Origin of the sequence: Ancylobacter crimeensis (assembly GCF_023016805.1) — a bacterium.
GTDB lineage: Bacteria > Pseudomonadota > Alphaproteobacteria > Rhizobiales > Xanthobacteraceae > Ancylobacter > Ancylobacter crimeensis.
Window position 1 is genome coordinate 48,174 of the sequence record NZ_JALKCH010000008.1, and the last position, 22,269, is coordinate 70,442.

At 67.8% G+C, this 22,269-nt stretch carries 20 protein-coding genes and 1 tRNA gene; 13 read left to right on the plus strand and 8 right to left on the minus strand.

Going from position 1 to position 22,269, the window contains the following annotated elements:
• Positions 1-42: 42 nt before the first annotated feature.
• Entirely contained in the window at positions 43-954 is a 912-nt protein-coding gene (locus tag MWN34_RS13265; protein WP_247029777.1) for a chorismate mutase, read from the minus strand.
• Between the two features lie 218 nt (positions 955-1,172).
• Here MWN34_RS13265 and metX point away from each other — a divergent pair, with 218 nt between their 5' ends.
• From metX to MWN34_RS13285, 4 genes are all read left to right on the plus strand, one after another.
• Positions 1,173-2,363 (plus strand): homoserine O-acetyltransferase MetX, encoded by a 1,191-nt coding sequence (gene metX / locus MWN34_RS13270; RefSeq protein WP_247029778.1) that lies wholly within the window; start codon positions 1,173-1,175, stop codon positions 2,361-2,363.
• Between the two features lie 62 nt (positions 2,364-2,425).
• Entirely contained in the window at positions 2,426-3,070 is a 645-nt protein-coding gene (gene metW, locus MWN34_RS13275) for a methionine biosynthesis protein MetW (protein WP_247029932.1), read from the plus strand.
• Between the two features lie 9 nt (positions 3,071-3,079).
• The gene (locus MWN34_RS13280) at positions 3,080-4,354 is read left to right on the plus strand and encodes an alpha/beta hydrolase (protein ID WP_247029779.1); all 1,275 of its coding nucleotides are present in this window, start codon (positions 3,080-3,082) and stop codon (positions 4,352-4,354) included.
• Positions 4,351-5,355, plus strand: coding sequence for an Lnb N-terminal periplasmic domain-containing protein (locus MWN34_RS13285; RefSeq protein ID WP_247029780.1), 1,005 nt, complete (start codon positions 4,351-4,353; stop codon positions 5,353-5,355). The genes MWN34_RS13280 and MWN34_RS13285 overlap by 4 nt, the downstream gene beginning before the upstream one ends.
• A gap of 7 nt (positions 5,356-5,362) precedes the next feature.
• On the opposite strand, the gene MWN34_RS13290 is transcribed toward MWN34_RS13285, so the two are convergent.
• Positions 5,363-6,259, minus strand: coding sequence for a LysR substrate-binding domain-containing protein (locus MWN34_RS13290; RefSeq protein WP_247029781.1), 897 nt, complete (start codon positions 6,257-6,259; stop codon positions 5,363-5,365).
• Between the two features lie 127 nt (positions 6,260-6,386).
• Here MWN34_RS13290 and MWN34_RS13295 point away from each other — a divergent pair, with 127 nt between their 5' ends.
• Together MWN34_RS13295 and MWN34_RS13300 are read left to right on the plus strand one after the other, a co-directional pair.
• Positions 6,387-7,640, plus strand: a complete 1,254-nt coding sequence (locus MWN34_RS13295; RefSeq protein WP_247029782.1) for an aromatic ring-hydroxylating oxygenase subunit alpha — start codon at positions 6,387-6,389, stop codon at positions 7,638-7,640.
• 361 nt (positions 7,641-8,001) lie between these two features.
• Complete coding sequence (locus tag MWN34_RS13300; RefSeq protein WP_247029783.1) at positions 8,002-8,436, plus strand: lipid-binding SYLF domain-containing protein; 435 nt, start codon at positions 8,002-8,004, stop codon at positions 8,434-8,436.
• Positions 8,437-8,622: 186 nt separating this feature from the next.
• Here the strand turns inward: MWN34_RS13300 and MWN34_RS13305 are convergent.
• A tRNA-Ala gene (locus tag MWN34_RS13305) sits at positions 8,623-8,698 on the minus strand.
• A gap of 230 nt (positions 8,699-8,928) precedes the next feature.
• On the minus strand, positions 8,929-9,330 hold the full coding sequence (locus MWN34_RS13310) for a TIGR02300 family protein (RefSeq protein ID WP_247029784.1): 402 nt from the start codon (positions 9,328-9,330) through the stop codon (positions 8,929-8,931).
• Positions 9,331-9,566: 236 nt separating this feature from the next.
• Here MWN34_RS13310 and aroA point away from each other — a divergent pair, with 236 nt between their 5' ends.
• From aroA to MWN34_RS13345, 7 genes are all read left to right on the plus strand, one after another.
• A complete protein-coding gene (aroA, locus tag MWN34_RS13315; protein WP_247029785.1) occupies positions 9,567-10,955 on the plus strand; it encodes a 3-phosphoshikimate 1-carboxyvinyltransferase in 1,389 nt (462 codons plus the stop codon).
• 7 nt (positions 10,956-10,962) lie between these two features.
• Complete coding sequence (cmk, locus tag MWN34_RS13320) at positions 10,963-11,595, plus strand: (d)CMP kinase (protein WP_247029786.1); 633 nt, start codon at positions 10,963-10,965, stop codon at positions 11,593-11,595.
• Positions 11,592-12,050, plus strand: coding sequence for a carboxymuconolactone decarboxylase family protein (locus MWN34_RS13325; protein ID WP_247029787.1), 459 nt, complete (start codon positions 11,592-11,594; stop codon positions 12,048-12,050). The genes cmk and MWN34_RS13325 overlap by 4 nt, the downstream gene beginning before the upstream one ends.
• A complete protein-coding gene (cobF, locus tag MWN34_RS13330; RefSeq protein ID WP_247029788.1) occupies positions 12,047-12,853 on the plus strand; it encodes a precorrin-6A synthase (deacetylating) in 807 nt (268 codons plus the stop codon). Before MWN34_RS13325 ends, cobF begins: the two co-directional genes overlap by 4 nt.
• Before the next feature lie 152 nt (positions 12,854-13,005).
• On the plus strand, positions 13,006-15,117 hold the full coding sequence (locus MWN34_RS13335) for a putative bifunctional diguanylate cyclase/phosphodiesterase (protein ID WP_247029789.1): 2,112 nt from the start codon (positions 13,006-13,008) through the stop codon (positions 15,115-15,117).
• 476 nt (positions 15,118-15,593) lie between these two features.
• Positions 15,594-17,300 carry a 30S ribosomal protein S1 gene (rpsA, locus tag MWN34_RS13340; RefSeq protein ID WP_247029790.1) on the plus strand — a complete coding sequence of 569 codons (1,707 nt, stop codon included), beginning with the start codon at positions 15,594-15,596 and terminating at the stop codon, positions 17,298-17,300.
• A gap of 200 nt (positions 17,301-17,500) precedes the next feature.
• Positions 17,501-18,034, plus strand: a complete 534-nt coding sequence (locus MWN34_RS13345; protein WP_247029791.1) for a YqhA family protein — start codon at positions 17,501-17,503, stop codon at positions 18,032-18,034.
• Positions 18,035-18,060: 26 nt separating this feature from the next.
• Here the strand turns inward: MWN34_RS13345 and MWN34_RS13350 are convergent, their stop codons facing one another.
• The 4 genes from MWN34_RS13350 to MWN34_RS13365 all read right to left on the minus strand — a co-directional run bounded on the left by MWN34_RS13350 (position 18,061) and on the right by MWN34_RS13365 (position 22,224).
• Complete coding sequence (locus MWN34_RS13350; protein ID WP_247029792.1) at positions 18,061-18,660, minus strand: sugar O-acetyltransferase; 600 nt, start codon at positions 18,658-18,660, stop codon at positions 18,061-18,063.
• Between the two features lie 18 nt (positions 18,661-18,678).
• Positions 18,679-19,791 carry a ferrochelatase gene (gene hemH, locus MWN34_RS13355; RefSeq protein WP_247029793.1) on the minus strand — a complete coding sequence of 371 codons (1,113 nt, stop codon included), beginning with the start codon at positions 19,789-19,791 and terminating at the stop codon, positions 18,679-18,681.
• 144 nt (positions 19,792-19,935) lie between these two features.
• The gene (locus MWN34_RS13360) at positions 19,936-20,646 is read right to left on the minus strand and encodes a glutathione S-transferase N-terminal domain-containing protein (protein WP_247029794.1); all 711 of its coding nucleotides are present in this window, start codon (positions 20,644-20,646) and stop codon (positions 19,936-19,938) included.
• Positions 20,647-20,796: 150 nt separating this feature from the next.
• Positions 20,797-22,224: a homospermidine synthase gene (locus MWN34_RS13365; protein ID WP_247029795.1), complete on the minus strand. Its 1,428-nt coding sequence runs from the start codon at positions 22,222-22,224 to the stop codon at positions 20,797-20,799.
• Between the last annotated feature and the right edge of the window lie 45 nt (positions 22,225-22,269).

Genomic DNA, 22,269 nt, shown 5'->3' on the forward strand with positions numbered 1-22,269 from the left:
GAAACGGGGGCGTTGCGGCGCCATAAGGCGTGGTCGGGACGATCAGGGCTTGCCGGCGTGCGTATATCGGCTCGCATGGCTGCCGACGAGTGCGGCGGAGCGCACCGAAGCACCGGCTGCGCGCAGTGCGGCGAGAATCTTCTCGAGCCCGCCGGCGCCGACACCGGCCACAGGGACGGAGACCAGCAGCGCGGCGCCATCGAGCCCGCGATCGGGAACGGCGATAACATCGGCCAGCGGCGCCACGGCGCGGGCGGCATTGGCGCTCCAGCCGGCGACATGGACGCTCCACACCTCCACCTCCGTCACCGCGGCATCCGCGACCGGATGAGCGATGCAGAAGACCGGAAGGCCGGCGGGATGGTCGGCACGCTCCACGAAAGGCAGGCGAGCGATGATCTTTGGCGCCGCCGCCGGCTCCAGCCCGGTCCACCACGCGCCGTGGGCGGCGGAAGAAAAGGCCGGTACGAGACCGAGATCGCCCTTCGACGCCGCGACGGCGGCGACCACGCCGGCGGCGCCCATATGCGCCTCGAAGGGCACGGTGAAGCCGAAATGGAACCGGGCGGTGTCGCGCATTGCGGCCTCGCCGGTGGCGAGGTCGGCATGCACGGCATAGGGGGCCTGCACATAGGTGAAGGTCGAGATGATGACGCGCCAGATGCCCTCGACGGTGTCGAGCGGCAGCCGGCCGCGATGGCGATCCGCCAGCCGGCGCATCATCGCCGCCTCGCGCGCCGGCCGGAAGGCGGAGCCGCCCTCGGTGCCGGCTGCCTGCTTGACCTTAACGAGCGTATCGATGATCTGGCCGCGCTCGATCAGCAATGCGTGCATGTCGGCATCGATCCGGTCGATCTCGTGGCGCAGCTCGCCGAGCGTCGGCAGCGCGGCGCCTTCGCCGGGCTCGACACGGGACGCGGTGAGGGAGGTCGGGGCGGGATCAGCGGCGCTCATGGCGCGTTCTCCGTAGCGCCAAGCCCGGCGCGCTCCAAGCGGAAAGTGAGCCGGGCGCGCGTGCGGGCGGCTTGCAGGCGGCTTGCGAACCTTGCGGAAACGACCACCTCACGGGCGATTTGTGTCGCGTGATATTGACAAGCAGGCGCTGTGACAGCATCCGATCGTCCGGTATAAAGAACCAATTGTCCGATACAACGATTAGATTGGGAAACGCCATGGCCGCATCCGGGGCTGCACCGGCCGAAACGCCGACCGTTGAAGCCGTGGCCCGCGGCGAGGCGGACCGTCCGCATTCCGCGGTGGTGCGGTTCGGCGCCGACACGCCCTTGAGGCTCGATGCCGGCGGCGTGCTGACCTCGTTCCAGGTCGCCTACCAGACCTATGGTATGCTGAACGCCGCCCGCAGCAACGCCATCCTGATCTGCCACGCCCTGTCCGGCGACCAGCACGCCGCGAATGTGAACCCGGTCACCGGCAAACCCGGCTGGTGGGAGACGCTGATCGGCCCGGGCAAGCCCATCGACACCGGGCGCTTCTTCGTCATCTGCTCGAATGTGCTCGGTGGCTGCATGGGCACTACCGGGCCTTCCTCGACCGCGCCGGGCGGGCGGCCCTACGGGCTCGAACTGCCGGTCGTCACCATTCGCGACATGGTGCGTGCGCAGGCGATGCTGGTCGATCATCTCGGCATCGAGAAGCTGCTGGCGGTGGTGGGGGGCTCGATGGGCGGGATGCAGGTGCTGCAATGGGCGGCGAGCTATCCCGAGCGGGTCTTCGCCGCCTTTCCGATGGCGAGCGCCGCGCGGCATTCGGCGCAGAATATCGGCCTCCACGAGGTCGGGCGGCAGGCGATCATGGCCGATCCCGACTGGCGCGGGGGACGCTATCTCGAGGAAGGCACCAGTCCCCGGCGCGGCCTCGCGGTCGCCCGCATGGCGGCGCACATCACCTATATGTCGGAAGCCTCGCTGCACCGGAAGTTTGGCCGTCGGTTGCAGGAGCGGGAAGACCGCACCTTCAGCTTCGACGCCGACTTCCAGGTGGAGAGCTATCTGCGCCACCAGGGCGAGGCCTTCGTCGACCGCTTCGACGCCAATTCCTACCTCTATGTCACACGGGCGATGGATTATTTCGATCTCGCGGCGGATTATGGCGGCGTGCTGGCCAATGCCTTCAAGGGCACGCGCACCCGCTTCTGCGTGGTGTCCTTCACCAGCGACTGGCTGTTCCCCACATCCGGCTCGCGTGCCATCGTCCATGCGCTGAACGCGGCGGGCGCGCCGGTGTCCTTTGCCGAGATCGAGAGCGACAAGGGCCACGACGCCTTCCTGCTGGAAGAGCCCGAGCTCTTCGCCATCACCCGCGGCTTCCTCGATTCCGCCGCGCGCACGCTGGGTGTGTCCTGATGTCCGAACGCAGTTCCGTCCACGATGCGGCAGGCCTCGTCGGCGAGGCCCAGGATCTCACCATGCGGGAGGCCGCGCGCGGCGATGCCGGCAAGCGCATTGACCTGCTCATGGTGGCGGAGATGGTCTCGCCGGGTTCGCGGGTGCTCGATGTCGGCTGCAGCGACGGCGAACTGCTGGACCTGCTGGCCACGCGCCGGGGGTGCGATGCCCGGGGCATCGAGCTCTCGCGCGAGGGCGTCAACGCCGCCGTGGCGCGCGGCCTCGCGGTGATCCAGGGCGACGCGGATGTCGATCTCGCCGACTATCCCGACGATTCCTTCGACTACGTCATCCTGTCCCAGACCATCCAGGCCACGCGCGAGCCGAAAAAGGTGCTGGAGCAGATGCTGCGGGTCGGACGGCGCGCCATCGTCTCCTTCCCCAATTTCGGCTTCTGGCGCATGCGCCTCGACCTGCTGCTGCACGGGCGCATGCCGCGCACCGAGAACCTGCCCTATAGCTGGCACGACACCCCCAACATCCATTTCTGCACCATCCGCGACTTCGTCGAGCTGGTGGACGAGGTGGGCGCGCGCATCGAGCGGGCGGTGGCGCTCGATGCGTCCGGGAACAGGATCGGCTTCAATGCGCCGTGGTGGGTCTGGAACCTGATCGGCGAACAGGGCGTGTTCCTGTTGACACGGCGCGAACCGGACCGTTCCTGAATCGGCGGCATGCCGTTGACCGGTTCCGGGCGGAACCGTAATTTCCGCGAGTGTCGCAGGCGACGGCCGTACGGAGCCGACGGACGGGATGCCCCTAGGCCGTATATGGAGCCTCGGGCCGTTATGCAGGGTGGTCTGGTGTCGATGCGTGCGGCGTTGCAGCGTCTTCTGACCGTTATCTTCGTGGTTCTCGCGGGAACGGCCGTCTCGGGCTGTGCTTCGCGGCCCGGCCCCGAACTTCTCGACACGGCGCTCGAACCCGTGCCGGGTGCAAAGGTGGTGACGGTCTATGTTGCCACGACGCGCGATCGCAACATTCCCGGCAGCAAGGCGTTCGGCGAGGCCTGGGGGCGCCAGACCGGCTATGCCGCCTATCGCATCTCGCTGCCGCCAGACCACAAGCAGGGCCAGATCGAATGGCCGAACGGCAAACCCGATCCGGCGCACAACTTCGTCACGGTGGAGCAGCGCCCTCTCGATCACGCCGCTTTTGCCAGCACCGTGGCGCGGCGCGGCGCTTCCGGCCAGCCGCCCAAGGTCTGGGTGTTCGTCCACGGCTTCAACACCAACTTCCAGGAGGCCGTCTATCGCCTCGCCCAGATGGTGGGCGATTCCGGCACCGACACGGTGCCGATCCTGTTCGCATGGCCTTCGGCCGGGACGGTGACCGGCTATGTGGCGGACAAGGACGCGGCGACCTATTCCCGCGATGCCCTCGCCAACCTGCTGACCGAACTGGCGCAGGAGAAGACCACCGGTAAGATAACGCTGATCGGCCATTCGATGGGTGGCTGGCTCACCGCCGAGACGTTGCGCCAGTTGCGCATCGCCGGACGCGGCAAGGTCCTGGAGCGGTTGCAGGTCGTACTCGCCGCGCCGGATATTGACGTCGATGTCTTCCGGGAGCAGATGGCAGTGGTCGGGCGCATGGACCCACCGCTGACCGTGCTGGTATCCAGCGACGATCTGGCTTTGCGCGTTTCCGGCCGGATAGCCGGCGCGCGCAAGCGGCTCGGAGCTTTGGACGTCGATGACCCGCGGGTGCAGGAACTGGCGTTGCAATACGACCTGCGCATCATCGACATTTCCGGACTGCAGGCGTCGGACGAGTTCAAACACGACCGCTTCGTGGGCCTGGCCGCGATCTATCCCAAGCTGCAGGAGCAGCAGGACAGCCGGCCGGACCTGCAACTGAGACGGGCAGGAGCCTTCGTCTTCAACGCGGTCGGCACCACCCTCTCGGCACCCTTCAGCCTTGCCGGACAGGCGTTGACGGGCGAATGAGCCCGGGGGTGCAGGGCGCACCGCCTGAAGCCCAGTCGGCGCATGGCGGCGCGGCGGGCTGGTGGCGCAGCGTTGCGAGTTGCGTCTTTTTCTCCGTCCTCGCCTGCGTCCTGCTCTGGAGCTGCGGTGCGCTGTGGTTCCAGGTCGTGCCGGACTGGCGCATCCCGGCACTGGTCGGCGCGATGGCCGTCGCCCTCGCGATCGGCTGGCTCGGCTGGCGACATCTGCTGGCCGGCAGCGTTGCATTGGGGCTTGCCGTGCTGCTGCTTGCGGCGTGGTGGTCCACCATCCTGCCCTCCAACGACCGGGAGTGGGCACCGGATGTCGCCCACGGCGTTACCGGCGAGGTGGAGGGCGAGGATGTCACGCTGCACGATGTGCGGTTCTTCGACTGGCATAGCGCGGATGAAGGCACGCCCCGCTGGGAGACCCGGTATTACCACCTCGACCAGCTTCAGGGCGTCGAGCTGTTCAGCTCGGTGTGGAGCAATCCGGCGATCGCCCACACGCTGATCGGCTTCGTCTTCGCGGATGGTGCGCGCGTCGTCTTCTCCGCCGAGGTCCGGCGCGGACGGGACCAGGCGTTCTCGGAAATCGGCGGATTCTTCAAGGCGTTCGAACTGGTGCTGATCGCCGCCGATCCTGACGACATCATCCGCCTGCGCACCGACCTGCGCCGGGAGCGGGTGTCCCGCTTCGCGCTGGACCTGACGCGGGAGCAGTCCCGCGCGCTGTTCCTGTCCTATGTCGCGATGGGCAACCGGCTGGCGGCGGCGCCGGAGTTCTACCAGACGCTGACCACCAACTGCACCACGGTGATCTTCAAGCTGGCGCGGATGATCGACCCCGGCATTCCGCGCGACTGGCGCATCCTCGTCTCGGGCTACCTGCCGGATTACCTCTATGACCACGACATCATCCGCACCGACCTGCCGCTCGACGAGGTGAAGCGGCAGGCGGTGATCGCGCCGGGCACGCGCTGGACTCCCGCCGCACCGTGATGCGCCCTCAGCCGGCGTGCAGTTCCTCGTTGAGCCAGTCGACCACGAGGTCGCGCACTGCCGAGGGGCGGGCGTCGGGCGGCAGCAGGATGTTGTAGCCGCCATCGGCGGGCAATGCCGCCTCCCCGACCCGCACGAGGCCACCATCGCGCATGAAGCTGCCGATCAGCGTCTCCCAGCCGAGCGCGACGCCCTGCCCGGCGAGCGTGGCGTGGATCGTCTCCGTGTAATGGCTGAAGCGCAGCGTCGGCTGCACCGCGCTCGGCCGGCTGCCGGTGCGGGCGAACCAGTCCGGCCACTGGTGCCAGCCGCGGCTGACGACATCGGTCTCGATCAGGTCGACCTCGCCGGCGGGGAACCGGGCGAGGTCGTGCTCCGCCGCATAGGCCGGCGAGCAGACCGGGAAGATGGTGTCGCCGCGCGAGGCGGTGACCACGCCGTCTGCGAAGGGCGGCGCGCCATAGCGGATGGCGATGTCGACCTCGCCGCGATCGAGGTCGATCGTCGTGTCCTGCGAGACGACGCGGATGTGCACCTTGGGCTGGCGGCGGCGGAAGGCGCCGAGCCGCGGCAGCAGCCAGAAGGACGAGAAAGCGATGGTAGCGCCGATCGTCACCGTATCGGTGGTGCTGGCGCGGATCGCCTCCACCCCGCGGGCGATGCCGGCGAAACTGTCCGCCAGCGTCGTGCCAAGCGCAATGCAGGCCGGGGTCGGCACGATGCTGCGATGGCCGCGCCGGAACAACGGCTGGCCGAAATCGTCCTCCAGCAGCGCGATCTGCCGGCTGACCGCGGCTTGTGTCACGCCCAGCTCCTTCGCCGCCAGCGTGAAGCTGCGATGGCGGATCGTCGCCTCCAGCGCCACCAGGGCGGTGAGGGAGGGCAGGCGCCTGCGGAACTGCATGAGGCCTCGTTTTAGCCTTCCAAGCTCGTCGCATGAGTTTTTATCATGCGGCGTCCAATTATTTCTAGCGTTGAACGGCAAGGGTGCAAGGCGCAGGAATGGAATGGCTCCGGGATAAGAGGATATCATGCTGGATCAGGTCCAATCGCCCATTTCGCTGCTTCTGCGCCAGCGCGCCGAGGGTCACTCCCTGCCGGCCGGCCTCTATATGCGCCCGGACGTGTTCGAGGCCGATCTCGATGTGTTCTTCCGCAAGCACTGGATCTATGTCGGGCTGGAATGCGACGTGCCGGAGCCGGGCGACGCCACGGTGATCGACATCGGCAGCTCCAGCCTCATCCTGCTGCGGGACGACGACAGCCAGATCCGCGTGCTCCACAATGTCTGCCGCCATCGTGGCTCGCGGCTGCTCGATGCCGGCAGCTCGGTGCTGTCCAAGCTGGTCTGCCCGTATCATCAGTGGACCTATGAGCTCTCCGGCGAGCTGATCCATGCCCCTCACATGGGCAAGGGCTTCGACCCGACCTGCCACAGCATCCGGCCGGTCCAGTTCCGGTCGATCGGCGGCCTGATCTATGTCTGCCTGTCCGACAACCCGCCGAAGGACATCGACACGCTGGAGCGCGTCATGGAGGAGCGGCTTGCCCCCTACGACATCCGCAACAGCCGCATCGCCCACCAGACGGATGTCATCGAGGACGGCAACTGGAAGCTGACCATCGAGAACAACCGCGAATGCTATCACTGTGCCGGCAGCCACCCGGAGCTGTGCGTTTCCTTCATCGACCTCGATTTCGGCTATGATCCGGAATCACTGGGCGAAGACGATCGCGCGGAAGCCGAGGAGCACCAGCGCCTCTATGCCGAGCGCACCGCGGCGTGGGAGGCCGAGGGCTACCCGTCGGCGGCGTTCGAGCAGCTCGCCGGCAATGCCACCAATTTCCGCACCCAGCGCCTGATCATCGCCGGCGCCGGCGAATCGCAGACGCCGGATGCGACCGCCGCCTGCTCGAAGCTGATGGGCGCGATGACGCGCAAGGATCTCGGCGACGTCCATCTGTGGGGCCACAATGCGTGGAACCACTTCATGGGCGACCATGCGGTGACGGTCATGGTCATTCCGCTCGCGCCCAACCGTACCCTCGTGCGCACCAAATGGCTGGTGCACAAGGATGCGGTGGAGGGCGTCGATTATGACATCGAGAAGCTGACCAGCGTCTGGATCGCGACCACGGACCAGGATTCGCTGCTGGTTGCCCGCTCGCAACAGGGCATCGAGGATCCCGCCTATCTGCCGGGGCCGTATTCGCGCTTCACCGAAGGCCAGCTCGACAATTTCGCCACGTGGTATGTGGAACAGATGCGCGCCCACGGCTACTGAGACGCCCGACGTCCCCCGACATCTCGGGTTTCGCCCGCGCATCGGCCGCCTTATGGGCGGCCGATTGCGTTCCCGGCGGCGAAAGTGGAGCCCTCGGCAGGGGCGTATCCCCGGGGCCGAGGAAAACGTTGCCTCACACCACAGTCCGCAGGTTCGCCCGGGCGGGTCATCTGCGTATCGGGATCGGGGTGATTGTCGCACGGCCTGCGCCAATGCTGGGGAGCATGGCACGCTGCATAAGCTCTGGCACGACAAACGAGGCGTTCAGTCTCTCGATGATTGTCGCGCAACGAACCGCCAAGGTGAGCGTTGTCTAGCGATGGCAACATGGCACATCGCTCTCTTTTGGAAGGTAGCGTCGATGAAAGTCTTGTCGGTACTAAGGATCGGGCTTCTCGCATTGGCAGCGCTCATCGGCACCGTATCGATGGCGAGCGCCGCTGACGGCTCAATCAGCATCCGAATCGTGAAGGCCGGGTTCGTGGTCGGTGGATCAGCCGGTGACGGCGTGCTGACGTTTCAGGGCCGCAAATATCCGCTCTCGGTCGGAGGGCTGAGCTATGGCTTCACCTTCGGCGCTTCAGAGACACGATTTCACGGAACGGTCAGGAATATCCGACGTCCGTCTGACATTGCGGGGGTCTATGCTCAGGGCGGTGCGGGTGCCGCACTCGGCAAGGGTGCGCAAGTCGTTGTCCTGACAAACCAGAACGGCGCGATTCTGGAGCTGAGCGGCGAGCAAAAGGGCGTCATCGTCAGCCTTGATCTGAGCGGACTGGCCTTGTCGCTGAAGTGAGGGTATCGGCACCCTCGATGAACGCCGTCCGAGTCTGCATCAGCCCGACCGACATCGCCAGCCGGTTGGGCTGTTTTGAGAGCACGCGGCGTCAGGACGGGAAAAAGAAAATCAGCGGGGCACCATGTCCCAGCAGCGCCACCGTTTCAGGGTAGTCAATCTCTTAAGATCATCGAGAGATTTGATTGGTGGAGCCAGGCGGAATCGAACCGCCGACCTCTTGAATGCCATTCAAGCGCTCTCCCAACTGAGCTATGGCCCCACCGGGGGTTGCCGGGATGCAGCGGCCCGAGGGCGCTGCGTCTGGGATCGTCTCCCGGCGGTGCGTCGCGGTGTTTGCCGCGGCGGAGCGTCGTAAACCACATGGAGCCGGAGACTGCAAGGGCCTCCTGTTCCGAAGGCGGCGGCTGGGGACAACTTTTTGTGCCCGATGCCTTCGCCGTGTGCAGGCGGCGCGGCCCTCAGCCGCGTCGCCCGCCTTTCCTCCAGGCCTCAGCCCTCTTCGTCGTCCTCGATGCCGTCGCCGATCAGATCGGTAACGTCGTCGTCCGAATCCTCGTCCTCTTCGAGGAAGGTGTCGTCGTCATCGCTGTCGACCTCGTCCTCGATCTCGATGTCGTCTTCGGTGGAAGCCGCCTTGGCCGGGGAGGCGTTGGCTTCCTCGTCGGCATCCTCCAGCGACACGAGTTCGATATCGCCGGTTTCCTCGGCCTCGGTGTCGGTGGTTTCGGGCACGACGCGGGCGGTCTCGGGTCGCGCGGACCGCGTTACCGGAAGGGAGATCGGCACGATCTGGCCCGTATAAGGCGAGATCACCGGATCCTTGTTCAGGTCGTAGAACTTGCGCCCCGTCACAGGACAGATGCGCTTCGTGCCGAGTTCTGGCTTCGCCACGGGTCTGGCCTCGGATGCTGTGGATGAAGGCGGCTCCCATAAGGCGCGGCCGTTGACACTGTCAAGCAGCAATCGCGGCAACCGGGCCAGGGTGGGCCTCCTGATGCCCGGCATATGGGCGGGCGGGCGGCTCGCGCAAGGGTCCGCATTGTCCGGCACGCATCGCCCCATGACGCCGCAGCACCGATCATGATAGAGAGCCGCTGACCTCAAGAGACGTTTTCGGAAAGTCCGACATGAGCCACCCCGCCTCGCCTGCCGTCACTGCCGCCGCCAATCCTCACGGCGACCTGCCGGCCCGCCCGGCGCGCGCCAGCGCGGGCCGGGCGCTCAACGGTCGGGTGAGGGTGCCCGGCGACAAGTCGGTGTCGCATCGCGCGCTGATCTTCGGCACGCTCGCCGTCGGCGAGACGGCGATCTCCGGGCTTCTGGAGGGCGAGGACGTGCTGAACACCGCCAAGGCCTGTGCGGCGCTGGGTGCCCGGGTGGAGCGGATCGGCGACGGCGAATGGCGGGTGCAGGGCGTGGGCGTCGGCGGGCTGCGCACCCCGGCGGCGGCACTCGATTTCGGCAATTCGGGCACCGGCGCCCGTCTCATGATGGGCATGGTAGCCGGCAATCCCATCACCGCGACCTTCGATGGCGATGCCAGCCTGCGCCGCCGGCCGATGCGGCGCATCCTCGATCCGCTCGCGCAGATGGGGGTGGAGACGCTGGATTCGGCGGAAGGCGGACGCCTGCCGATCACGCTGCGCGGGCCGAAGGATCTGGTGCCGATCGCCTATAAGAGCCCCGTCGCTTCCGCGCAGATCAAGTCCGCGGTGCTGCTGGCGGGCCTTGGCGCGCCCGGGGAAACCAGCGTGACCGAGGCCGAGGCGAGCCGCGACCATACGGAGCGCATGCTCACCCATTTCGGTGCCGAGGTGCGGGTCGAACCCTATGGCGCGCATGGCCGCACCGTAACGGTGAAGGGGCGGCCGGAGCTGAAGCCCGCCCCCATTCGAGTGCCGGCGGATCCCTCCTCGGCGGCCTTTCCGCTGGTCGCGGCGCTGATCGTGCCCGGCTCGGAGGTGGTAATCGAAGGGGTGATGACGAATCCGCTGCGTACCGGATTGTTCTTGACGCTCAAGGAGATGGGCGCCGACATCACGCTTGCCAACGAGCGCGTCGAGGGCGGCGAGAGCGTCGCGGACCTGCATGTGAAGGCCTCGTGCCTCCGTGGCGTCGACGTGCCGGCCGAGCGGGCGCCCTCGATGATCGATGAATATCCGGTGCTCGCCGTCGCCGCGTCCTTCGCCGAGGGTACGACGCGGATGCGCGGGCTCTCCGAGCTGCGGGTGAAGGAATCGGATCGTCTCGCCGCCGTCGCCGCCGGTCTCGCTGCCGCCGGCGTCGATCATCGGATCGAGGGCGACGACCTGATCGTCGAGGGCCGTGGCACGGTGACGGGGGGCGGGCGCGTCGTCACCCACATGGATCACCGCATCGCGATGAGCTTCCTGGTGATGGGTATCGCGAGCGACAAGCCCATGGAAATAGACGACATTTCTTTTGTCGCCACCAGCTTCCCGGCCTTCGTGCCGCTGATGCGGGGGCTCGGCGCCGACATCGCGACAGTGGGGTGAGGCGGTTGTGATCATCGCGATCGACGGCCCTGCTGCTTCGGGAAAGGGTACGCTGGCGAGGCGCCTCGCGGCCCATTACGGCCTGCCGCACCTCGATACCGGGTTGCTCTACCGCGCGGTCGGCCATGCGATGCTGGAGGCGGGGCTTTCGCTCGAGGACGAGGCTGCCGCAGCGCGGATCGCGGCCCGGATCGACCCCGCGGCCTATGACGAGGAGACGCTGAAGGCGGGTCCCGTCGGTGAGGCGGCCTCGCGGGTCGCCAGCGTACCGGAGGTGCGCAAGGCATTGCTTTTTTTACAGAAATCTTTCGCGCACCAGCCCGGTGGGGCGGTGCTGGATGGGCGCGACATCGGCACGGTGATCGCCCCGGAGGCCGATGCCAAGCTCTTCGTGACTGCGTCTGCGCAGGCGCGGGCGGAGCGGCGCTGGCACGAACTTCTCAAGCGCGGCGAACAGCTTGGCCTCGACGACGTGCTTGCCGACATCCGCAAGCGAGACGCCCGCGATTCTGGCCGTAGCAGCGCCCCGCTGGTGCAGGCAGCCGATGCGATGCTGCTCGACAATACCGCGCTCGGGGTCGAGGAAAGCTGGCAGCAGGCGCTCGCGCTCGTCGCCGCGCGGCTGGGAGACAGACGGTGACCAGTCAGTCCGGTGAGGAGGACGATGAGTCCAGATCACCCGACGGCGACCGGCTGGCGCGCGGCCGTGCCCGGCTGGCCGAGATCACGGGTCGCTCCGGTGCCGAGGTGATGGCCGCGCTCGGCGAGGTGGCGCCCGATTTCGCGCGCTACATTTTCGAGTTCGGCTATGGCGACATCTACTCCCGCCCCGGCCTCGACCTGCGCACCCGCATGCTCGCGACCGTCGCCGGGCTGGTGGCGCTCGGTCATGCCAGGCGGGAGCTCGAGGTGCATATCGGCTCGGCGCTGAATGTCGGGGCGTCCCGCGAGGAGGTCGTCGAGGTCATCATGCAGATGGCGCTCTATGCCGGCTTCCCGGCGGCGCTGGATGCGCTGCTGGTTGCGAAGGAGGTGTTCGCCGCCCGCGATGCCGCCCCTGCTCCCGAGGATGCCGGCCGAAGCGACGGGACATGACCACACACCGTCGGGTTCTCGTCATCGGCATCGGCATGGGCGAGCCCTCGCAGCTCACCTTCGCGGCCGCCGAGGCGATCGGGCGGGCGGATCTGTTCCTGCTGCTCGACAAGAGCGAGGCGGCGGGTGCGCTGGTGGCGGCCCGCGAGGCGCTCATCGCCCGCTTCGGCAAGCCGGGCCATCGCATCCTGCGCCGCGAGAGCCCGCGCCTTGAGCGCCCGGCTTTTCCCGCCCCCGGCGAGGGCGTGGCGGGGGCAGGGCCCTATCGCGACAGCGTGGCGCGCTGGCATGGCGCGCGCGCCCGGCTGATGGCGGAGGCGATCGGCGAGCTGCCGCCCGGCGGCACGGCGGCGCTGCTCGTGTGGGGCGACCCGATGCTCTACGATTCCACCCTGCGCGTGCTCGCCGGGGCTCGGGCGCTGGCCCGAGCACCGGATTTCAAGGTGGAGGTCCTCCCCGGCATCTCGGCGCTGCAGATGCTCTGCGCCGCCCATGCCATCCCGCTCAACGGCGTCGGCGAGCCGGTGCTGGTGACCACCGGCCGCAGGATCGCGGAAGCGACGCCGGATGCGCCGGCCTTCGCCGTGCTGCTTGACGACGGCGCCGGCCTGCGAGCGCTCATGGCGCGTGGCTGGTCGGGCAAGGTGTGGTGGGGGGCGATGCTGGGCACACCGGACGAACGGCTGCTGGCGGGACGGCTCAGCGAGGTCGGCGACGCCATCCTCGCCCTTCGCGGCGAGCTGCGGGCACGCAGGGGCTGGGTCATGGATGCCTGGCTGGGGCGTAACGGGGAGCCGGGCTGACGCCGGCCGCGCGGGCCCGGCTGCCGGCAAACACGGTTCCGGTTGAAGCGTGCGAGAATCCGCCTGGATTACGTACTTGTTTAATTTCCTGAGCCGGAAAACCGGATAAAACGCTCAAAGCTCCCGATCCGGGATGGAAAGTACCACCAGCCATGCGCATCCTGTCCTGCATCGTCCATGAGCATACGCTGTGGATGCTTGCGCTTGTCGTGCCTGTCTGCCTGGTCGGCAGCGCCGTCGCCCTCCAGCTCTATCGGCGGGCGCGCCAGCGCGAGGGACTTCAGCGCACCGGCTGGGTGTTCCTGGCGGCGGTGGCGGCGGGCTCCTCGGTCTGGTGTACCCATTTCGTCGCCATGCTGGCCTATCAGCCCGATCTCGCCACCAGCTTCGACCCGGTCGTCACCCTGCTGTCGCTGATGATCGCGATGGGCGGGGGCGCGCTGGCCTTCACGATGGCTCTTGTCGGCCAGAACCGGGCCGGCCATCCCGACGGCTGGCTGAGCACTCTGGCCGGCGGGCTTCTGCTCGGCGGCTCGGTCGCGGCCATGCACTATCTCGGCATGGCGGCAATGGAGATCCGCGGGACGCTGGACTGGTCGTCGTCCTATGTCGTGGCGTCGGTGGCGGTGGCGCTGGCCGGCGGCGCGTTCTGTCTCGCCGCGGAAGCGCGCGGACGGCCATGGCTGGCCTTCGCCGCCTTCGCCGCGACCATTCTCGGCCTGCATTTCACCGGCATGGCGGCGCTCACCGTGGTCCCGCTGGATCTGCCGCTCGGCAATGCGGTGAGCCATGGCGGGCTGGCGGCGGCCGTGGTGCTGGGGGTGTTCATCATCGTCGCGGTGGGGGCGGCGAGCTACATGATCGACACCGACGTGACCGAGCAGGCGATGGGGGCGCTGCGCCGCATGGCGCTGAGCGACAGCCTCACCGGACTGCCGAACCGGCAGAGCTTCACGGACCGGCTGGAGCTGAAGGTTCTGCGTCACCTCGACGACGGGCGCGGCTTCGCGGTGGTGATGATCGACCTCGACAGGTTCAAGGCCGTCAACGACGTGCATGGCCACGAGGGCGGGGACCGGATGCTCGCTGCCGTGGCGGAGCGGATGCGCGCCGTGCTGCAGCCGGACGAGTTCCTGGCCCGGATCGGGGGCGACGAATTCGCCGCCATCGTTCCCCACAAGGGCGTCCAGGAGGGTGCGCACGCGGTGGACGGCTTCATCGGCCGGCTGGAGACCACGCTCGCCCTGCCGATCCGCATCAGGGAGTACGACGTGCTTCCGCATGCGAGCTTCGGGGTGTCGATCTTCCCGCTCGACGGCGACAGCGCGGCGCAGATCCTCGGCAATGCCGACCTCGCCATGTACCGCGCCAAGGCCGATATGCGCCGGGGCGTGTGCTATTACGAGGCCGAGATGGACGAGGCCGCCCGGCTGCGGCGCGAGCTGATCCTGGAACTGCGCCGCGCGGCGGAACGCGAGGAGTTCGAGCTGCACTACCAGCTCCAGGCCGAGCTTCCGACCCGGTCCGCGCCAGTCGCGCTGCCACCGCCGGGCGAGGCGCCGGCCGTGGCGGCGGAGGCCCTCCTCGGCGCCGGAACGAGCACCATCGTCGGCTATGAGGCGCTGCTGCGCTGGCGGCATCCGGTGCGCGGCTACGTCTCCCCGGCGGAGTTCATTCCGCTCGCGGAGGAAACCGGCCTGATCCTCCCGATCGGCGCGTGGGTGCTGCGGGCCGCCTGCCGCGAGGCTGCGGCGTGGCGTGGCTCCTACCGGGTGGCGGTGAACCTGTCCGCGGTGCAGATCGCCCATTGCGACCTGCCGGCGCTGGTGGCGGAGGTGCTGGCGGAAAGCGGGCTTCCCGCGACCCGGCTGGAGCTGGAGATCACCGAGACCTCGATCATCGAGGACAAGGCCCGCTGCCTTGCGGCGCTGGAAGCGGTGCGGGCGCTGGGGGTGACGATCGCCCTCGACGATTTCGGCACCGGCTACTCCTCGCTCGACACGCTGCGCTCCTTCCCCTTCCATCGCATCAAGCTCGATCGCACCTTCATGCGCGACATCGCCACCAGCGCCGAGTCGCGGGCGATCCTGCGCGCGGTGCTGACGCTCGGCCGCAGCCTCGACATCCGCGTGCTGGCGGAGGGGGTGGAGACGATCGAGCAGCTCGCCCTGCTGGCGGAGGAGGGATGCAGCGAGGTGCAGGGCTTCCTGTTCGGCCGGCCGGAGCGGCAGGTGGAGGCGGCGTGCGGCTGCGCCGCAGCGTAGCCCGAAGACCCGGCGGATCGGGGTTCCGGCCGCATCCGCCTTGCCTTTCGGCTCCCCTTGCGCTATGGCAACGCCCGTCCGGGCACCTATATGTGAGGAGCTGTCGGGGTGGGCCGGGGCTGCGTTGAACGCGGCTTCGTCATGGAGGACAAGCCCGCCGCGCCGTCGACCTCGGTCGTCCGTTCCCTGTTTTCACGGCCTCGCGAGGCCGCCGCGTTCCGTACATCGTTCCGCTCGAAGCGTCGTCGGCCCCGTGTCGCGCGGCGTTCGTTCCGCCTCTTCCGGGGCGCGGGGAGCGGGCCGGACGCCGGGTTCGCGGCCGCCGCCTTCAAGATCATCCTCTCCGCCGCGGCATCGCGCCGGGCCAGCGGGTTCGCCCCGCAGGCTGCACCGGGACCGCCAGACCCGGTGCCCGTGGCGGAAACGGGGATGCCTTCAACAAGAACCGGCGCAATCCGACTGGCTCAGGAGCTTCAATGTCGTTCACTCAAACCGCCTCCCCGTCGCGTGATGACTTCGCTGCCATGCTCGAGGAGAGCTTCGGCCAGTCCGAGCTCGCCGAAGGCACCGTCGTCAAAGGCACCGTCGTCGCCATCGAGAAGGACCTTGCCATCATCGACATCGGTCTGAAGACCGAAGGTCGCGTGGCGTTGCGCGAGTTCGCCGGCCCCGGCCGCGACAGCCAGATCCAGGTCGGCGACGAGGTCGAGGTCTATCTCGAGCGCGTCGAGAACGCGCTGGGCGAGGCCGTCCTGTCGCGTGACAAGGCCCGCCGCGAAGAGAGCTGGGTCCGCCTCGAAAAGGCGTTCAACGCCCAGGAGAAGGTCACCGGCGTGATCTTCAACCAGGTGAAGGGCGGCTTCACCGTCGATCTCGACGGCGCCGTGGCCTTCCTGCCGCGTTCCCAGGTCGACATTCGCCCGATCCGCGACGTCGGCCCGCTGATGCACAACCCGCAGCCGTTCCAGATCCTCAAGATGGATCGCCGCCGCGGCAACATCGTGGTCTCCCGCCGCACCGTGCTGGAAGAGACCCGCGCCGAGCAGCGCCACGAGCTGGTCCAGAACCTCGAAGAGGGTCAGGTCATCGACGGCGTGGTGAAGAACATCACCGACTACGGTGCGTTCGTCGACCTCGGCGGCATTGACGGCCTGCTGCACGTCACCGACATCGCCTGGCGCCGCGTGAACCACCCGACCGAAGTGCTGAACATCGGCCAGACGGTCAAGGTGAAGATCATCAAGATCAACCACGAGACGCACCGCATCTCGCTCGGCATGAAGCAGCTCCTCGGCGATCCGTGGGAGGGCATCGAGGCCAAGTATCCGGTGCATGCCCGCTTCAAGGGCCGCGTGACCAACATCACCGACTACGGCGCGTTCGTGGAACTGGAGCCGGGCATCGAAGGCCTGATCCACGTCTCCGAGATGAGCTGGACCAAGAAGAACGTCCATCCCGGCAAGATCGTCTCCACCTCGCAGGAGGTTGAGGTCGCGATCCTCGAGGTGGATTCGGTCAAGCGCCGCATCTCGCTCGGCCTCAAGCAGACCCTGCAGAACCCGTGGGATGCCTTCGCCGAGAAGTATCCGGCCGGCGCCGTGGTGGAAGGCGAGGTCAAGAACAAGACCGAGTTCGGCCTCTTCCTCGGCCTCGACGGCGACGTCGACGGCATGGTGCACCTGTCCGACCTCGACTGGAACCGTCCGGGCGAGCAGGTCATCGACGAGTTCAAGAAGGGCGACATCATCAAGGCGGTGGTGCTCGACGTCGATGTCGACAAGGAGCGCATCTCGCTCGGCGTGAAGCAGCTGGCGGGCGACCCCTTCGCCGATGCCGGCGAGGTCCGCAAGGGCGCGATCGTCACCTGCGAAGTCACCGACGTGAAGGACGGCGGCGTCGAGGTGAAGCTCATCGGCACCGACCTCTCCACCTTCGTGAAGCGCTCCGAGCTGGCGCGCGACCGCGGCGACCAGCGCCCCGAGCGCTTCGCCGTCGGCGAGAAGTTCGACGCCCGCGTCATCCTGTTCGACCGCAAGGCCCGCAAGGTCCAGGTGTCGATCAAGGCGCTGGAGATCGCCGAGGAGAAGGAAGCCGTGGCCCAGTTCGGCTCGCAGGATTCCGGCGCCTCGCTGGGCGACATCCTGGGTGCCGCGCTGAAGCGCGCCAACGAGAAGGCCGACTGAGGTCGGCACAGGATCCGGCGCGCCCGCGTGGCGTGCCGGATCCCCGAAGACAGGACGGCCGGCGTGCGGAGAGCGCGCCGGCCGTTTTCGTGCGGGCTCATGCCCGATCTTCGTTCATCTGCCCCGATCTTCGCTCATCGGGTGGCTGGCGCGCTCACCCCCGCCGCGGCTAGCATTGCGTCGTCATCGGAGGATGAAGGATGAGCCGTTTCGGGACGAGCGCGTTCGGGCAGCTGATCGTGCGGCTGGTGCTGGTGAGCCGCTGGGCGATGGTGCCGCTCTTCGTCGGCCTCGCCGTCGCGCTGCTGCTGCTGGTGATCGCGTTCCTGCGCACGCTTTGGATGTTCGGCACCCATCTGTTCGTCCTGGACGAGACGCAGGTCATCATGGCGCTGCTCTCGCTCATCGATCTGGTGCTGGTCGGCGGCCTGCTCGTCATCATGATCCAGTCGGGCTACGAGAATTTCGTCGAGAAGATCGATCGCCGGCAGGCCACCAACTCGCCGGAATGGATGACACGGATCAGCTTTTCCGGCCTCAAGCTCAAACTGTTCGCCTCGCTGCTCGCGATCAGCGCCATCACGCTGCTCAAGGCACTGATGCGCCTCGAGGTCGATGTCAGCGAGGTGCAGGTGCGCTGGCTGATGGCGGCGAACGTAATCTTCGTGGTGGCCTATGCAGTGCTCGCCCTCACCGACCGCTTCGCTCATGCCGACGAGCGGACGGAGGAATAAGACCGGGTGCAGAGCTCCGCGCGGCTTCAGCCGCGCGGTCGGGCCGGGTTGCCGACGACCGTGACGCCGGCCGGCACGCTGCGCGTGACCACCGCCCCGGCGCCGATCACGGCGCCGTCTCCGACCACGACGCCCGGCAGCAGGATGGCGCCGGCGCCGATCCACACATCCGAGCCGATGGCGATGGGCCGGCCGAATTCCGCCCCGCTTGCCCGTTCGGCGGGGTCGCGGGGATGGTCGGCGGTGAGAATCTGCACGCCCGGGCCGACCGCGGTGCGCGGGCCGATCGTCACCGCCACCACATCGAGGATGACGGCGTTGAAATTGATGAAGACGCCCGCGCCGATGCTGATGTTGAAGCCGTAGTCGCAATGAAAGGGCGGGCGGATGACGGCGCCCTCGCCGACCGCCGCCAGCCGCGCGCGCAGCAAGGCGAGGCGCGTCGCGTCGTCCTCGGCGAGGCTGGCATTGTAGCGGGCCATCCAGGCGCAGGCCGCGCGATGGGCGGCGACGATCTCCGGGTCGCTGGCGACATAGAGGTCGCCCGCCAGCATGCGCTGCATCTGGCTGCGCCCGTCGGCCGCGCCGTCGCTGCCCCCGTCGCGCTCCCCCTCGTCCGTCGTCATGGCCGTCTCCGCCCTGCCTCAGCGCAGATCGGCCCAACCGGCCAGCTCGCGACGGATGACCGTCGCCAGCACGTCGATGCCGCCGGGGGAATCGTTGAGACAGGGGATGAAGTGGAACTTCTCGCCACCATTGTGGTGGAAGATCTCGGCATTCTCGCCGCCGATCTCCTCCAGCGTCTCCAGGCAGTCGGCGACGAAGCCGGGGGTGATGACCGCCATCCGCTTCACGCCGGATTTCGCCAGCGCCTCGACGGTCTTGTCGGTGTAGGGCTGGAGCCACTCCGCCTTGCCGAAGCGCGACTGGAAGGTGAGCTTCAGCTTCTCTTCCGGCCAGCCGAGCCGCTCGCGCACGAGGCGGGCGGTCTTGTAGCAATAGCAGTGATAGGGGTCGCCCTTCTCGAAATATTCTTTCGGGATCCCGTGGAAGGAGGCGAGCACGATCTCCGGCTCCCAGTCGAGCCCGGCGAGCGAGGTCTCGATCGAGGTGGCGATGGCCTCGATATAGGCCGGCTCGTCCGGCCAGGGCGAGGCGACCCGCAGCACCGGCTGCCAGCGCATCTTCATCAGCGCCTCGAAGGCCTTGTCGCAGACGGTTGCGGTGGTCGCCGCGGCATATTGCGGATAGAGCGGCACCAGCAGGATACGGTCGCACCCCGCCTTCTGCAGGGCCTCGATACGCGAAGCGATGGACGGATTGCCGTAGCGCATCGCCCAGTCGATCACGAGGCGATCGTCCTGCGGGCCGAGCCGGGCCGCCAGCTTCTCCGCCTGGGCGCGGGTGATGGTGCGCAGCGGCCCCTCATTGCGCTCGGTGTTCCAGATCGTCGCATAGTCCTTGCCCTTCGCCTGCGGCCGGCGGGACAGGATGATGACGTTGAGGATGAACCACCACAGCGCCCGGTTGACCTCGATGACGCGGCGGTCGGAGAGGAATTCGCCCAGATAGCGTCGCATCGACCAGTAATCGGTGCCGTCCGGCGTGCCGAGATTGACGATCAGCACGCCGATGCGCCCGAAGGCGACGCTCGGATGATGCTCCGGCAGATGCGGGGCCGCCCCGGCGGCAAAGGTCGCCGGCCGGGACGGCTGCGGGTTGGGCGGCTGCGGGGGCGGCGGCACGTTCAGGTTCATGAAAGCCTCGAAATCCTCGGGCCCGGCGCGAGCCCCCAGCCGGGTCTATGCAGGGCCTTATAGGGTAATTTCCCCGCCCTGCCACTGTGTGGCGGCGTCGCGCGGAGAGCGCGTCGGCGCAGGGTATGTCAGGCAGAGGGTGCGTCAGGCTGCCGGGCGCGGGGGGATGTCGAGCCCGCGCTGCACCGCCGGGCGGGCAAGGCCGCGTTCCAGCCAGGCCGGCACGTTCTTCAGCGCGGCATAATCCACCAGATCGGCGGCCCCGTAGAAGCCTATGAGGTTGCGCACCCAGCCGAGCAGCGAGATGTCGGCGATGGTGTAGTCCGCGCCCATGATCCAGTCGCGCCCGGCAAGGCGGGCTTCGAGCACGCCGAGCAGCCGTTTCGATTCGGCGGCGTAGCGGTCGCGCGGGCGCTTGTCCTCGTAAGACGCGCCGGCGAATTTGTGGAAGAAGCCGAGCTGGCCGAACATCGGACCCGCGCCGCCCATCTGCCACATCAGCCACTGGATGGTCTCGAAGCGCCCGGCGGGGTCTTCGGGCAGAAATTTCCCGGTCTTCGCCGCGAGATAGATGAGGATGGCGCCCGATTCGAACAGAGCGAGCGGCGCCTTGCCCGGCCCGTCGGGATCGAGGATCGCCGGGATCTTGCCGTTCGGGTTGAGCGCGAGGAATTCCGGCGTCCAGCTTTCGTTCTTGCCGATATTGACGGTGTGCGCCTCATAGGGAAGGCCGGTCTCCTCCAGCATGATCGAGACCTTCATCCCGTTGGGAGTGGGGAAGGAATAGAGCTGGAGGCGGTCGGGATGCTGCGCCGGCCAGCGGCGTGTGATCGGAAAGGCGGAGAGATCGGCCACGCGGATGCTCCTTCGGGGGAGGGGAGGTCGTGGCTTATCTATGCGCTGGGACGTGCGGTGCCAGTGCGGGGCCGCGTCGAGATGCGTCTGCGATAACGAAAACGGCCGGGCAATGCCCGGCCGCGTCCTCACGTCCCTGATCCTCGCGCGTCAGCGCACTAGCACATTGCGGAACTGCCAGGGGTCGCTTTCGTCGATGTCCTCGGGGAACAGGCCGGGGCGGCCTTCCAATGGGGTCCAGTCGGTATAGTAGCCCTTCAGCGTGCCGAGATAGGGCTTCTGCACCTCGAGGCAGCGGGCATAGTCCATCTCGTCGGTCTCGACGATGCCGGCCTCCGGGTTCTCCAACGCCCACACCATGCCGGCGAGCACGGCGGAGGTCACCTGCATGCCGGTCGCGGTCTGGTAGGGCGCGAGGTCGCGCGTTTCCTCGATGGTGAGCTGCGAGCCGAACCAGTAGGCGTTCTTCGCGTGGCCGTAGAGCAGCACGCCGAGCTCGTCGCGCCCGTCGACGATCTCGTTCTCGCTGAGGATGGTCCACTCGCCCTGGAATTTGCCCTCATTGCCGAACATCTCGTGCAGCGAGAGCACGGCATCGTTGCAGGGGTGGTAAGCGTAGTGCACCGTCGGGCGGAAGGCGACGCCGGCACCCTCGCGCAGCGTGAAGAAGTCGGCGATCGAGATCGATTCGTTGTGCGTGACCAGGAAGCCGTGCTGGGGGCCGAGCGTCGGGCACCAGGTGCGGACCTTGGTGGTGGCGCCGGGCTGCAGCAGGTAGATCGCCGCGCCGCATCCGGAATTGTGGGTGTGGCCGTTCTCCGGCATCCACTTCTCATGCGTGCCCCAGCCGAGCTCGGCGGGCTGGAGCCCTTCCGACACGAAGCCTTCCACCGACCAGGTGTTGACGAAATGGCCGAAGGGACGGGGATCGCGGGCGCGCTGGGTGTCGCGCTCGGCGATGTGCACGCCCTTGACGCCGAGTCGGCTCATCAGCGCGCCCCAGCCATTGCGGCTGGTGGGGGCCGCCACGTCGAGCCCGGTGTCGCGGGCGATGTCCATCAGCGCCTGCTTGACGAACCAGGACACCATGCCGGGATTGGCGCCGCAGCAGGACACCGCGGTCGGCCCGCCCGGATTGGCGCGCTTGGCGGCGAGCATGGATTCGCGCAGCGCGTAGTTGGAGCGGCTGGCGGTGGTGGCATTCTTGTCGAAATAGAAGCCGAGCCACGGCTCCACCACCGTGTCGATATAGAGCGCGCCGCATTCGCGGGCGAAGGTCATCAGGTCCACCGAGCCGGTGTCGACCGATAGGTTGATGACGAAGCCGCGCCCGCCGGAGGTAAGCAGCGGGCCGAGCACGTCGCGGTAATTGTCCTTGGTGATCGCCAGCTGCTCGAAGCGGATGCCGCGTTCGTCGAGCAGGTGACGGTGGTCGTCCACCGGGTCGATGACCGTCAGCCGCTCCTTGTCGAAGGTGAAGTGCCGCTCCAGCAGGGGCAGCGTGCCGCGACCGATCGAGCCGAAGCCGATCATCACGATGGGACCGTCGATATGAGCATAAACCGGCCAGACGGACATTCTTTGGGGACTCCTCCAGGGATGCGCAAAGCTGCGGAAAAACAC